This window comes from Comamonas sp. Z1, assembly GCF_008121555.1.
GTDB lineage: Bacteria > Pseudomonadota > Gammaproteobacteria > Burkholderiales > Burkholderiaceae_C > Comamonas > Comamonas thiooxydans.
In genome coordinates this window covers 161,050-173,953 of record NZ_VOQT01000007.1, presented here as the reverse complement: position 1 = coordinate 173,953, position 12,904 = coordinate 161,050, and the positions used below count along the sequence as shown (strand labels likewise).

Sequence of the window (12,904 nt, the reverse complement as noted above, 5' to 3'; positions counted from 1 at the left end):
AACGGATACCCTGTTCGTCGCGCCTGACGACGGGATTTAAAGGAGGCCCCGGCCTCCTTCTTTTTTTATCTTCAGCGTGCCGCAGCGCAGATCCGGCGCGCAGTCTTCTCGGACTTCAGCGCCACAAAGGCTTTGGCTTGCGTGTCATAGCGGTGTGCAATCACATACCGGCTGCAGCGATCCGAATAGCGCGCGCAGGCCTGCATGGCAATGCAAAGATGGGGCCCGTTCCCCCAGACCTTGGCGGGCGGCCGGTCGTAAATGCCTTCGTACAGCGTCTGCTCCTGCGCTCCCCCGTCATTCCATCTGGCCACGATTTCAGAAGAGAAATGGTCAAAGCCTGCGCTGCTGTAGCCCACCTCGTAGTCAATCGTGCCCAGCCTGGTGATGGAAGTGCGGCCCGTGACCTGTTTTTCCCAGGCCGCAGCTTCCTGCGCGCTGCAAGGCATGACGCAAAAGCTCAACAGCATGAGCCAGGTCTGAAGCGGGATACGGAACTTGCGCAAATGCATGGGGCATGGACGTGGAAGATGACGGGGTCACTATATCGCTGGCATCCGCATGGCGTGAACACGATCTGCTCAAGGCGCTTGGTCGAGGCGCCCGATCTCTGCGAAGGAGGCCAGGATGGCTGCTCGCAAGCAGGCGGGCCTGGCGGATTGGGTCCGTTTTTGGATGAGGGGGGATGAAAAACGAGCGCAGGCTTCAAGAGCCCGGCTTGCTTCGAGGCCTGGTGGGGAGGACCGGCAGCGTTCAGCTGGCCCTGTGCTCGCTGCGCCTGAGCAAGCGGCCCGGCAATGCATCGGTGGCCATGCTGTCGCGGTAGGTGATCTGGCCGGACTTGATGGTGTAGCGATAGCCCTGCGCGCCTTGCAGGAAGCGCTTGCCGCCGGCGGGCAGGTCGCGAGCTATGTGCGGCGGCAGAATTTTGAGCGCCTGCAGATCGATGAGGTTGAGATCCGCCAGTTTGCCGACCTGCAGGACCCCTCGGTCGGCAAAGCCGTAGAGCGAAGCCGGCCGCTGCGTCAGCATATGGACGGCCTGCTCGATGCTGAACAGGCCGCGCTCGCGTACCCATTCTGTGAGCAGAAAGGTCGTGGCGCTGCCGTCGCAGATGGTGCCCACATGGGCGCCGCCATCGCCCAAGGCGGGTACGGTGTGGGGATGGCCGAGCAGTTCGTGCAGGGCGCTGCAGTCATGGTCCAGATAATTGGCCATGGGCAGATAGACCAGCGCCTGGCCTTCATTGCCCAGCATGAAGTCATACATCCAATCCAGCGGTGGCAGGCCGGCTGCGTCGGCCAGAGCCTGAACCGAATCGCCTTCTTGCGGCAGATAGTTGGGCTCTTGGCCGCTCCAGGGGTACATGCCCGCAAAGTTCTGGCCGAAGTACTCCATGAACAAATGGGGATTGCGGTCCTTCTCGCCGAGGATGGCGCTGCGCGTGCCTGGTCGGGACAGCTCTTTGATGCGTTCTGCCGGACTGAGCTGCGCCAGCGCTTCATAGCTGGGCTTGCTGGAAAAGGGGTTCAGGCTGCATTCAAACCCCATGAGTACGCCCACAGGGCGGTTGAGCACCTGGCCCATGATGCGCAGCCCGCCGGCATTGGCTGTTTCAATATGCTGTAGCAGCTCTCGGTGCAGCTGCGGGCGGTGCGGATACTGAAGCACGGTGAGCGTGCCGGCGCAGCCCGTGCCCTGACTGACGCGGGTGAGAATGCCGAATTCGTCCTCGATGTGCTCGAAGTCCGAGATCATCTGGAAGACGCTGTTCGGATAGCTCTTGAGCGAGAGTCCCAGCTCCAGCAACTCCTCGCTCACGGCCTGGTACATGGGGGTGAAGTCACCCGACTTGGAGCGGTGGGCCATGGTGCGCGAGGTTGACAGACCAACGGCTCCGGCGGCCAGACCTTGCTTGATCAGCTCCTGCATGGTGCCGATGTCCTCGGCATTGGCCTGCTCGCGCCGTATGGCGCGCTCGCCCATGGCATAGACGCGCAGCGGACCGTGAGGCAGCAGGGCTGCAATATCGATGTCGTAGCGCCGCCCTGCCAAGGCTTGCAGATACTCAGGAAAGCTTTCCCAGTTCCAGGGCAGGCCTTCATGCAGCGCGGTGTCGGGGATGTCTTCCACGCCCTCCATGAGCGCAATCAGCGTGTCGCGGTCCTTGGGACGGCAGGGGGCAAATCCCACGCCGCAGTTGCCAATCACTGCGGTGGTCACGCCCTGCTGGGAGCTTGGCCAAAGCCTTTCATCCCAGGTCGCCTGACCGTCAAAGTGGGTATGCACATCCACAAAGCCCGGCGTCACCAGCAATCCGTCGGCATCGATTTGCTGCGCGGCGATGCCCAGGTCTTGGCCGATGGCGGCGATGCGCCCGTTGCGCACGCCGAGGTCTGCGCGGTAAGCGGGGGCGCCGGTGCCGTCCACGATGCGGCCGTTGCGGATCAGCAAGTCGAATTGCTGCATGTGTCAGTCTCCTTGAGGTTCTGGTGTGCGGTCGAGCCCGCAGCCGCATTCCATTAAGAGGCAATCCGCACCCAAGGCCAATCAGGGTTAGGGAATCGTCCGTTGGGACGATGTGAGGGCGGCTGCTCATGACCACGATGCTCAAGGCGGCGCCATCGGACTGGACATGGATGCGGCCGCGATGCGAGACGTGCGCAAAGACCTGCTCTCGCGCTCCTTGCGCCCGAGGGCAGACAGCGCTGCTGAGGCGTGAGCAGCGGCGAGAGCCATGACGTGATGCAAAAAACCAAGAAAACAATGACAAACAAAAATCATCAAAGCTCATCCAGAGTGTATGTGCTGGTGCTGCTGACGGCCCTGTCTGCTCTGACCTTCATGGACCGGCAGATCCTGGCTGTGCTGCTGCAGCCCATCAAGCAGGAGTTCGGCTTCTCGGACTTGCAGATCGGCCTGATCACCGGACTCGGTTTTGCGCTGACGTTCGCAGTGCTGGGCATTCCTCTGGGACGATTGGCAGATAGACAAGAGCGCCGCAGCCTGATTGCCTGGTGCCGTGGCGTTGGTGGCAGCGTGGCGGCGCTGGGAGCGCTGGCCACTGGTTCGGGTGGACTGACTGCATCGCGCGCCGGTGCCGCATTGGGGGATGCCGGTGGCGGCGCTGCGTCCATGTCCATACTGGCCGATCTGTACAAGCCCCATGAGCGCTCGCGTGCCATGAGTGTCTTTGGTGTCGGCAATGCGATGGGCGCCTTGCTGGCCTTGCTGCTGGGGCCGTTGTTTGCCGAGTGGTGGGGCTGGCGTGTGACCATGGTCATCATCGGTGTGGCCATCATGGTCCTGTCCCTGGTGCTGCGCCTGAGCATCAGCGAACCCGTTCGTACCATCGCGCAGATGATCTCCGACCCGCAGGACGGCGGGCAGCAGGCCAAATCTGCCGTCGCCTTGATATGGAAAGAGCCCGTGACCCGGTTTCTGATCGTGGGCGCTGCTTGTGTCCTGATCGCGGGAATCTCGATCGGCGCCTGGAATGTGGCTTTGCTTGCGCGGCGCTTCGATCTCAGTCTCAAACAGGCGGGGACAATTTCTGCAGGGGCCGCTGTGCTCTCGGTCTCGGGCAGCCTGTTCTCTGGCTGGTTGACGGACCGGCTGGCGCGCAGCGATGTCCGCTGGCAGATTCGCATCCCCGTGATCGGCACCAGCGTGGCCATGGTGCTGGGTTTCGGCTATCTGCTGGTGGGCTCGGACATGTTCATGCTGTCCATGGCCTGCATGTTGATCTATTCGTTCTTCACATCCTGGTGGGCTCCGGCCACCTACGCAGCCCTGAGCCTGGTCGTGCCGACCGAGCGGCGAGCCACGGCCAGCGCCATGGTTCTGATGGCCGGAGCCCTGCTGGGCAACGGAGTGGGGCCTATCGTGGCGGGCTGGCTCAGTGATGTGCTCAACACCGTTGCGCCCGGCGAAGGCCTGCGCTATGCCATGGCGATCATGATGTGCACGCTGTTGCCCGCGGTATGGGCGTTTTACCGTGCTCTGCAGCATTACCCCGGCGCCTATCGCAAGGCCCACGCCCCCGTGGCAGTTGCCGCATGAAGGCGGAAGAAGTGACCGGGAAGGATTCTTGCGTCGTCTGGAAGATGATCTATCTGGCGCGGCGCAACCCGGCGCTGCGCCCGGAGGAGTTCGCGCAGGCCTGGCGCGAGCATTCCGCGCTGGGCCGCCAGTGCCGCAACGTGGGCCAGCGCGTCAAGGCCGTGGCCCAGTGCTCACGCCACCTACAGGCAGATGCCGCAGAGCTGAGCAAGGACTATGACGGCGTCAACCTCATGGTGCTGGCCGAGCGCGAAGCAGGCTCTGCGATCTGGAGCGACCCCGAAACCCTGGCTGTCATGCGCCCCGACGAGCCGCGCGTGTTTGCCGACTATGTTCGCAATTTCTCGCTGCTGTGCCGTCAGCAGGTGTTGCGTGGCAGCCTGAGCGTAGATGTCCTGCCGCAGCACAAACAAGTCATGCTGATCGGCTTTTTGCAGCGCAGCGACGTCTGGCGCGGGGCTGCGGTCTTGCCGGAGATTTGTCCGCCGCAGTGGCAGAGCCTTGCTCTGGGCCTGGCCAGCCGCATTGTCTGCAACACCATCGATGAGCAGCCTCCTTTCGGCTACGGCTACCGCCATGTGGTCGAGTGGTGGTTTGACTCGGTGGAGCAGGCGCAGGCGGCAGCGGCTTCACTCGATGTTTCGGCCCGTGCGCAGGACGGCGAGTTCGGCTGGGGCGTGCATGTCTTCATGCTGACTGAGGTGACGCATGCCAGACCTTGAGGACTTGAAAAGATAGTAGCTGCTTGCGCTTTATGAATAAGGATTTCAATATGTTTTGTATTGAATTTCCATGGAGATAAAGCGTTGGAAGCTATGGTTTTATAGGGCAGACCTTCACCTCGACAAAAAGGCCCATGCAAGCGCATGGGCCTTTGGCCTTGGAGATTCACGGGATCAGGCCGTCGCTTCCTCGGTTTCCTGGGTATAGGCCACCATGCCGCGAGGAATGTACCTGCCTTCGCACTGGTCCAGATACTCGCCCGCCTTGGCGCGCGGGTTGTAGAACTGCTTGTACCAGATGCGGGCCTTGAGGAAGGCTCCGTCGCTGGGGATGAACAGAGGGTTCAGGCAGGGCGCCTTCTGAGACCAGACTTCGAAGTCCTGGGCAAAGGCCAGGCGGCTGGCTTCCTGGTACTGCTTGGCTGCGACTTCGTCAGCCTTGGTGGGCAGGCCGCCATGTGCAGTCTTGACCAGCAGGTTGTGCCAGACCTTGATCCTGCCGTCCTCGATGGGGGTATGCATGATCATCATGAAGGAGTTGAACATGCCGCTGACCTTGGAGACCAGGATGGCGGGGCCGTGGTACCAGGTGTCGGTGTGCAGATCGGCGCTGGCGCCGCCTTCGCCCACCAGGGTGCGATGGCCGCCGCACTGGCGCTGGATGGCGTTGTGGCCCTTGAACTCGTTCTCGAAGCGCGCCACGGTGGAGCCGTGGATGGGGCTCAGATGACCATAGTCGGCAATATTGTCCACGACCTCCATGGGATGCTGGTTCAGCTCGCCCAGGTAATCCCACTGGCCGTTGACATAGGTCTCGTCACACCAGTCGCCAAAAGTGGGCAGATCGTAGTCGGGCTCGCCGCCTTCGGGATCGAACCAGACCCAGATGGCGCCGTATTGCTCGACCACCTTCCAGCTCTTGACCGCGGCCGCAGCCGGGATGGCTCCGTCGTGATAGGGGATGTGGTTGCACTTGCCGTCCGCTCCGAAGCGCCAGCCATGATAGGGGCAGCGGATGCCGTCGCCTTCCACATTGCTGCCGCCTCCGTCGATCACCACATAGCTGGTGGCATTGGGCGCTGCCAGATGGGTCTTCATATGAGGGCAGTAAGCGTCCAGCAGCACGACCTTGCCGCTTTCGCGGCCACGGTACAGCGCGAAATCCTGGCCGAAGAAGCGCACGGCCACGGGCTTGTGGGTGTCGAGCGCCTTGGCCTCGGAAATCATGAACCAGCCACGTGGGTAGGTGAATTCACCGAGGCGGTAGTCCTTCGTGGTTGCCATTGCAGAGGTCTCCGTATTTAGTTTTGGACGGATGAATCTTCTGGCAAGCGGCGTTGCCGCGCATACTCTGTTTGGACGAGTGAAGGCGCGGCTTTGATCTGGCGCAAACCGCACAGGGTTTGCCCTTGCTTGGGTGTTTGCGCACGCTTACCTGCTGCTCACGTTGTCGCAGCCACGCGCTCTTTGTGAAGTGGTTGCAGGTCAATCATGGTGTGACTCTTGGCCAGTGGCAGAGCGTCTTTCTCAGTGCCCAGCCAGAACAGTGCCGCCGCAATTTCTTCGGGGGTGGAGGCACCATAGCGCTGAGCCAGCAGGCCATCGTCGCCCAGCGTGGCCTTGACGGCCTCGGTCGTCACCACGCCGGGGTTGACGCTGAAGGCGCGTACATTCTGCTGCTTGTACTCGGTGTTGATGCAGCCGGCCAGGCGCGCAATGGCGGCCTTGGAAGCCCCGTAGGCAAAGCCCCAGCCGCCCTGGTCGGCCGGCACGGGCGGGTTGTACTGGCCCGCAGCCGAGCACACATTGATGATGCGGCCGCCGCCTTGTGCCGCCATGGCCGGCAGCAGGCGCTGAGCCAGATGGAAAGGGGCGATGACATTGCCCAGCATGGAGCGCTGCAGCGACTCGGCCGTTATCTCGGGGATCAGATGGTTGATCTCGCGGTTCTGGTAGACGGCGTTGTTGATCAGCAGATCGACACGGTCAAAGCGTTTCAGCACAGCGTCGGCGGCCTTGTCCAGGCTGCTCAGGTCCATCAGGTCCATGACATGCGGAAACACCTCGCCGCCAGCGGCCTCAATGGCCTTGGCTGTGGACTCCAGGCTGCCGGACAGAAGCTGGCCGCCTGGCAGGCGCAGCTGGTTTTCCATCTGCGCACCGTCGGTCAGCGTGCGGGCAGTGATGGCCACGCGCCATCCCTTGATGGCAAAGAAGACGGCGGTTGCAGCGCCAATGCCGCGGCTGGCACCGGTGATGAGAACTACGGGTCGGCTCATGAGAGTCTCCAATTTTTGATGATCAGGCGGCATTCATCTGTAACTGCTGCAGGCGCTGCTTATAGGGGCGGATGGCTAACGCGAAGAAAAGCGAAGTGATGACCAGCAGCGAGGTCACGCCCATCAGCGCCCAGCGCAGGCCTTCGGAGCCGTGGGTCCGGGCAAAGTAGTCCGACAGAATGCCGGTTACCAGAGGCCCCAGGCCCACGCCCAGCAAGGTCATGAAAAGATTGAGAAGTGCCGAGGCGACGCTGCGTTCGGCTGCAGTCACCATCTGGCTGACGGCGCTGTATGAGAGCGTGGCAAACCAGCTCGCAAAAAAGCCGAACAGCAGGGCAAATGCCATGGCATAGGGGACCTTGATGCCGGCAACCGTCCAGAAGTCGGATACGGGCCAGAAAAACACGGCGACGCCTGCAGGCACGGCGCACAAGGTGCCCATGGCAGCCAGGCGCAGCTGCCAGCGCGAGTCGCGCTGGGTCAATCTGTCGCTGAGCCAGCCGCAGAACATGGCGCCGAACACGGCACCCAGGCCGCTGGCCAGGCCGAACACCAGGCCGGCGTGAGAGATGCTCATGCCGTGAATGCGCATGAAAAAGCTCGGCGCCCAGACACCGTAGCCATAACCTGCAATACCGGCCACGCCGCATGCGATGCAGATATAGCGCAGCGACGCCATGCCCAGCAGGCGCCTGAGCTGGCGAAACATGGATTCGCGCGGAGCGCTGTCTTGAGCTGCGGGCTTGATGCTTTCATAGGCGCCACGTGCCGGTTCCTTGACAAAGAAATACACCAGCAGCGCAAGAATCACGCCCGGAATGCCAAAGGCGAGAAACACGGAGCGCCAGCCGTAATGCTGGGCCACCATGCCGCCTATGACCAGTCCCAGCAGCGTTCCCAGGTTGGGGCCCATCATGAAAAGACTGATGGCAAACGAACGCATCTTGGGAGGATACAGGTCCGAGACTATGGACACCGAGGGCGCCATGCCGCCGGCTTCGCCCACGGCCACACTCATGCGGGCCAGCAGCATGTGCCAGTACTGGGTGGCCACGCCGCAGGCAGCGGTGGCAAGGCTCCAGATCCCGCAGCACAGGGCCACGATGTTGCGGCGGTTGCGGGTGTCGGCCAGACGCCCCACAGGCACACCCAGCATGGCATAGATCAGACCGAAGGCCAGCCCCGTGAGCAAACCCATCTCGGTATCGGAGGCGCTGAATTCCTGTTTGACGGGCTCCAGCAAAATAGACAGAACCTGTCGGTCAATGAAGGAGAAAATATAGACCAGCGCCAGCAGGGCGAGGCTGAGATGAGTGCGCCAGCTGACGGCGGGAGGCGGGGTTTGATGGGTGTGCATGCGCTGCATCGTGCGAGGGGCCTAGGGTTATGCCATCGTCTTTTTGGACGACGACCACGAAATCCGGAGGTCTGAGCATGTGCCTTCCGTTCATGGCTTTCAAGAGAAATATCGAGGAGACAAAATGACCCAGACGAATTCGTCCATCGGCATTCGCCAGCTGCTGGACATGCAAAAACAGGCTTTTATCGAAGAGGCTGCGGTCGGCGCCGATGTGCGCATGCAGCGCATTCAGCAAGTCATCGACATGCTGGTGGAGCACAAGGAGGAACTTTGCCAGGCCATGGGCGAAGACTTTGGTGGCCGCCCCGCCGTGTTCTCGCTGGCCAATGACATTCTTGGCTCGCTCTCCTCGCTCAAGCATGCACGCGATCACCTCAGGGACTGGCTGGGTGACTCCGAACGCCCCAGCGTCAAACCCTTTGACATGTTTGGCGCCACGGCCTGGGTCAAATACCAGCCCAAGGGCGTGATCGGCATCATCGGCACCTGGAATGCACCTCTGTTCACCTTGCTGTCGCCGCTGGCCTGCGCGTTCGCGGCGGGCAACCGGGCCGTGCTCAAGCCCTCCGAAATTGCGCCGCGTACGGCCCAGGTGCTGGCCGAGGCCGTGGCCAAGCGCTTTGATCCCCAGGTGCTGGCCGTGGTGCAGGGAGGCCCCGAAGTGGCTGCGGCATTTGCCGAGCAGCCCTGGAATCATATGGTCTTCACGGGCGCCACCAGCGTGGGCAAGCTCATCATGGCTGCAGCCGCCAGAAACCTGGTGCCCGTGACGCTGGAGCTGGGTGGCAAGTCTCCCGTGCTGGTGGGTGATTCCGCCGACATCGCCAATGCGGCCGAACGCATCGCCGTAGGCAAATCGCTCAACTCCGGCCAGCTTTGCGTGTCACCCGATGTGGTCTGGGTCCATGAATCGCGCCTGCAGGCGCTGGCCGATGGCATTGCCTCGCAATACCAGGCGCTGTATCCCTCGGTGACAGGCAACGCAGATATGACGCCCGTGATCAACGAGCGCCACCACGCACGTGTGAAAGCCTATGTCGATGATGCCAAGGCGCGCGGTCTGACCGTGCTGGAAGTCGGCGCCGCGCAAGCCGGCGCAGACCGCCGCCTGCCGCTGGCGCTGGTCGTCAACCCGCCAGCCGAAGCTGAAATCTCTCAGCACGAAATCTTTGGCCCGGCCGTGGTACTGCGCAGCTTCCTGAACATCCGCGACGCCGTGGCCGCGATCAATGCCGGTGAGCGCCCGCTGGCCCTGTACTACTTCGGCAGCGACGAGACGGAGCAGAACTGGGTGCTGGACAACACGCTGTCCGGCGGTGTCTCCATCAATGATGTGGTCATGCATCCGGCGCTGGAGGATGCGCCGTTTGGCGGCGTGGGCGCTTCGGGCATGGGCCACTATCATGGCCGCGAGGGTTTTCTCGAGTTCAGCCATGCCCGCTCCGTCTACAAGGCCGGCAACCACGACCCGCGCCGCGAGTGGGGCATGCTGCCGCCCTACAACCCGCAGTTCGAACAGATGCTGCAGGCCGCAGTCACCCCCTGAGCCGCTGTGCTTCGCTGAGGAAGACGACAGCCTCGCTGCGGGGCAGCTTTGGCCCTTGCTCGCTGTCCCTGATCTGGACTTTGCCTGATTCGCGGCTCTGCCCTGGTGCAGCGCTATCCATTTCAAGGGCTCAATTCTTGCGTGTTGACGCAAGCTGCAGGGGCTGGCCATGGGGCTTGTCCCATGGTCTGTTTGGCTGATGCCCTGAAAGCGTTTCGTACAGAGCATGGGCGGGTCTGAACGCAATCATAGGAAGAGACATGAACGAGATTTTTCGCCAGTTTTCGCTGGAGGGGAAGGTGGCCGTGGTGACCGGCGCGGGCAAGGGTATCGGTCGTGCATGCGCTGTCACGCTGGCGAAGGCCGGTGCCGATGTGGCGCTGTTTGCGCGCACCGAGGCGGATCTGCAGGCCGTCAAGGCCGAAATTGAAGCGCTGGGCCGCCGCGCCATTGCCGTGCAGGGCGATGTGAACAAGGAAGAAGATCTGGACAAGCTCATCGTCCGCACTGTGGAGGAGCTGGGCAAGATCAATGTGCTCATCAACAATGTGGGCGGTGGCGGCCCCAACGACCCGCGCAAGGTGGCGGGCAAGGCCGTGGGCGACATGCTGGCCTTCAATGTGGTGCCTGCATACACGCTGATCCAGAAGGCGGCTGCGGCCATGGAAGCTGCGGGCGGCGGAGCCGTGGTCAATATCTCGTCGACGGCGGCACGCTACTCGCAAAAGTACTTCAGCGCCTATGGTGCAGCCAAGGCCGCTCTCAACCAGATGACACGCTGCCTGGCGCAGGACTTCGGTCCCTGGGTGCGTATCAACGCCATCGAGCCCGGCACCATCATGACCGATGCACTGGCACCGTTTCTCACGCCGGATCGCAAGGAACGCATGGAAAAAACCACGCCCATGGCACGCATGGGCCAGCCCGAAGACATTGCCAGTGCCGCGCTGTTTCTGGCCAGCCCCGCATCGAGCTGGGTGACTGGCAAAGTGCTGGGGGTGGACGGAGGTGTGGAGGCGCCCAACTTCTGAGTCTGATGGCATTGCTCAGGAAAAGGGGAGCCTCGGCTCCCTTTTTCTATGCACTCTTGACGATGTCGCTTGAGCTCGATCCGCAGCAGGAATCGAGCCGCTGCGTTCCCGGTCAAGCGCAATGGCAAGGTCTGCAAGCTGCTGCCCGGATGGCGTGGCTGCTGTGCGGTAGTGGTCCGGTGTGGCTTCAGCATGCCATCGCCCGAGCCGCTTGTCAGCTGCCTGATGGCCTGCCCTGGTCATGCCCTGGAGCGGATTTGCTCCTGCATCAGGTCCACGAAGGCTTTGACCTTTGCCGGTCGGAATCGTGCAGTCGGGAACACGGCATGAACGCCCCCCGATGGCAGCGACCAACTGGGCAGCACCTGTATCAGCGCGCCGCTCTTCAAATCATCGGCCACGGCGAAGTCGGGCAGTACCGACAAGCCCGCCCCATGACGCACGGCTTCGCGCACGGCCAGTGTCGCATCAAGCGAGATCGCAGGGTGTACCGTCACGCTCTGGCACTCCAGCTCGCTTCGCGAGAAGCTCCAGTTGCAGGGTTCACGCAAGGCCGTGTTCGCGACAAAGGGCAGCTCGCTGATGTGCTGTGGCTGTTTGAGCTGCGTCACTTGCCGGCGCAATGAGGGAGCTGCGACCAGCAATTGCCTGAAGCTCCCGATCTGACGGGCCTGCACATTCAAGTGGGAAAGCCAGCCGACGCGGATTGCCAGCTCGACCTGCCCCGACATCAGATCAAGCGGCTGGTCGCTGAACACTGCGTCCACCTTGCATTGGGGATAGTGCCGCGTGAACTCGGTGATGGCTGGCACCACTGCCGTGATGCCATAGTCCAGCGGGGCGGTCAGACGCAAGGTTCCCGAAGGCTCGGCCGCCACTTCCCCCAGCTCGTCGAAAGCATCGCCCGCTTCCTTGAGGATGGATGCGCAGCGTTGATAAAAGATCCGGCCTGCATCGGTGGGAACGACCTTGCGGGTGGTGCGGGTCAGAAGCGTCGTGTGGAATTCGCGCTCCAGCCTTGCGACCTGCTGGCTGACCACGGCCTTGGTGATGCTCAGCCGGTCCGCAGCAGCCGTGAAACTGCCGGTTTCCACCACGGCCGCGAAGTAGGCCAGGCGCTTGAGATTGGCAAGCCTGCCGGCGACGGATTCTTCTAAATTGTTTGCCATTGACATACAGTTTATCTATTCGATCAGGCTTTTTCTGTCAATGCTTTGTTCCTACGATCACGGTATTGAAGCAACGGAGCCCTCGGTGACCAAGACCCTGCATTACGTATTCGACCCTCTGTGCGGCTGGTGCTACGGTGCCGCCGCAGCGGTGGCGGCTCTGGGCAAAGTGCCTGAGGTCGAACTGCGGCTGCTGCCCAGCGGCCTTTTCGCAGGCGCGGGTGCACGTCTCATGGACGATGGCTTTGCCGCCTATGCCTGGAGCAACGATCAGCGCATCGAGCGCCTAACGGGCCAGCGCTTTAGCGAGCGCTACCGCAGCCATGTGCTGTCGGATCGTCAGCAACTGTTCGACAGCGGCCCGGCCACCCTTGCGCTGAGCGCTGTCAGTCTGTGCACCCCAGAGCGTGAGCTTGACGCCCTTGAGGCCATTCAGCATGCCCGCTACGTCAATGGCGAGGACATCACGCAACCGGACACACTGATGGCGGTTCTGCAGGCCCTGGGGCTGGAGCAGGCTGCTGCAAGCCTGCTCCGGTCCGATGGCGAGCTGCTGGCTGCCAATCGCGCCCGCATCGAAGGCGCAAAGGCGCTGCAGAGCCAGCTTGGCGCGCGTGGCGTTCCAAGCTTCATCCTGGAAACCAATGGCCAGCGCCAATTGCTGAACTCCAGTGCCGCTTACTCCAACCCGCAGGCCTTTGCCGAGCAACTCAGCGCGGCCTGAACCTTTCGCGT

11 protein-coding genes are annotated in these 12,904 nt (G+C 62.4%); 5 read left to right on the top strand and 6 right to left on the bottom strand.

Annotation, left to right across the window (positions count from 1 at the left end):
- Positions 1–71: 71 nt before the first annotated feature.
- Both FSY45_RS14825 and FSY45_RS14820 read right to left on the bottom strand, forming a co-directional pair.
- Positions 72–470 (bottom strand): hypothetical protein, encoded by a 399-nt coding sequence (locus FSY45_RS14825; RefSeq protein ID WP_223305662.1) that lies wholly within the window; start codon positions 468–470, stop codon positions 72–74.
- Positions 471–753: 283 nt separating this feature from the next.
- The gene (locus FSY45_RS14820; RefSeq protein ID WP_046461341.1) at positions 754–2,469 is read right to left on the bottom strand and encodes an amidohydrolase family protein; all 1,716 of its coding nucleotides are present in this window, start codon (positions 2,467–2,469) and stop codon (positions 754–756) included.
- 297 nt (positions 2,470–2,766) lie between these two features.
- Between FSY45_RS14820 and FSY45_RS14815 the strand changes: the two genes are divergently transcribed.
- Complete coding sequence (locus FSY45_RS14815; protein ID WP_223305663.1) at positions 2,767–4,062, top strand: MFS transporter; 1,296 nt, start codon at positions 2,767–2,769, stop codon at positions 4,060–4,062.
- Positions 4,059–4,784, top strand: a complete 726-nt coding sequence (locus FSY45_RS14810) for an EthD domain-containing protein (RefSeq protein ID WP_046461342.1) — start codon at positions 4,059–4,061, stop codon at positions 4,782–4,784. The genes FSY45_RS14815 and FSY45_RS14810 overlap by 4 nt, the downstream gene beginning before the upstream one ends.
- 174 nt (positions 4,785–4,958) lie before the next feature.
- On the opposite strand, the gene FSY45_RS14805 is transcribed toward FSY45_RS14810, so the two are convergent.
- From FSY45_RS14805 to FSY45_RS14795, 3 genes are all read right to left on the bottom strand, one after another.
- Positions 4,959–6,068: a Rieske 2Fe-2S domain-containing protein gene (locus tag FSY45_RS14805; RefSeq protein WP_046461343.1), complete on the bottom strand. Its 1,110-nt coding sequence runs from the start codon at positions 6,066–6,068 to the stop codon at positions 4,959–4,961.
- Between the two features lie 158 nt (positions 6,069–6,226).
- Complete coding sequence (locus tag FSY45_RS14800; RefSeq protein WP_004341260.1) at positions 6,227–7,063, bottom strand: SDR family NAD(P)-dependent oxidoreductase; 837 nt, start codon at positions 7,061–7,063, stop codon at positions 6,227–6,229.
- 22 nt (positions 7,064–7,085) lie between these two features.
- Entirely contained in the window at positions 7,086–8,420 is a 1,335-nt protein-coding gene (locus FSY45_RS14795; RefSeq protein ID WP_223305664.1) for an MFS transporter, read from the bottom strand.
- A 124-nt stretch (positions 8,421–8,544) separates the two neighbouring features.
- Between FSY45_RS14795 and FSY45_RS14790 the strand changes: the two genes are divergently transcribed.
- On the top strand, positions 8,545–9,969 hold the full coding sequence (locus FSY45_RS14790; RefSeq protein WP_046461345.1) for a coniferyl aldehyde dehydrogenase: 1,425 nt from the start codon (positions 8,545–8,547) through the stop codon (positions 9,967–9,969).
- Positions 9,970–10,229: 260 nt separating this feature from the next.
- Positions 10,230–11,000 (top strand): glucose 1-dehydrogenase, encoded by a 771-nt coding sequence (locus tag FSY45_RS14785; RefSeq protein WP_046461346.1) that lies wholly within the window; start codon positions 10,230–10,232, stop codon positions 10,998–11,000.
- 239 nt (positions 11,001–11,239) lie between these two features.
- Here FSY45_RS14785 and FSY45_RS14780 read toward each other — a convergent pair whose 3' ends face one another.
- A complete protein-coding gene (locus tag FSY45_RS14780) occupies positions 11,240–12,175 on the bottom strand; it encodes a LysR family transcriptional regulator (RefSeq protein WP_046461347.1) in 936 nt (311 codons plus the stop codon).
- 79 nt (positions 12,176–12,254) lie between these two features.
- Between FSY45_RS14780 and FSY45_RS14775 the strand changes: the two genes are divergently transcribed.
- Complete coding sequence (locus FSY45_RS14775) at positions 12,255–12,893, top strand: DsbA family protein (RefSeq protein WP_046461348.1); 639 nt, start codon at positions 12,255–12,257, stop codon at positions 12,891–12,893.
- The last annotated feature ends 11 nt before the right edge of the window (positions 12,894–12,904 follow it).

Coding starts and splice junctions, on each gene's coding strand:
- FSY45_RS14780 (WP_046461347.1), bottom strand. CDS start 12,175: ATGTCAATGGCAAACAATTTAGAAGAATCCGTCGCCGGCAGGCTTGCC.
- FSY45_RS14820 (WP_046461341.1), bottom strand. CDS start 2,469: ATGCAGCAATTCGACTTGCTGATCCGCAACGGCCGCATCGTGGACGGC.
- FSY45_RS14825 (WP_223305662.1), bottom strand. CDS start 470: ATGCTGTTGAGCTTTTGCGTCATGCCTTGCAGCGCGCAGGAAGCTGCG.
- FSY45_RS14815 (WP_223305663.1), top strand. CDS start 2,767: ATGACAAACAAAAATCATCAAAGCTCATCCAGAGTGTATGTGCTGGTG.
- FSY45_RS14800 (WP_004341260.1), bottom strand. CDS start 7,063: ATGAGCCGACCCGTAGTTCTCATCACCGGTGCCAGCCGCGGCATTGGC.
- FSY45_RS14795 (WP_223305664.1), bottom strand. CDS start 8,420: ATGCACACCCATCAAACCCCGCCTCCCGCCGTCAGCTGGCGCACTCAT.
- FSY45_RS14805 (WP_046461343.1), bottom strand. CDS start 6,068: ATGGCAACCACGAAGGACTACCGCCTCGGTGAATTCACCTACCCACGT.
- FSY45_RS14810 (WP_046461342.1), top strand. CDS start 4,059: ATGAAGGCGGAAGAAGTGACCGGGAAGGATTCTTGCGTCGTCTGGAAG.
- FSY45_RS14790 (WP_046461345.1), top strand. CDS start 8,545: ATGACCCAGACGAATTCGTCCATCGGCATTCGCCAGCTGCTGGACATG.
- FSY45_RS14785 (WP_046461346.1), top strand. CDS start 10,230: ATGAACGAGATTTTTCGCCAGTTTTCGCTGGAGGGGAAGGTGGCCGTG.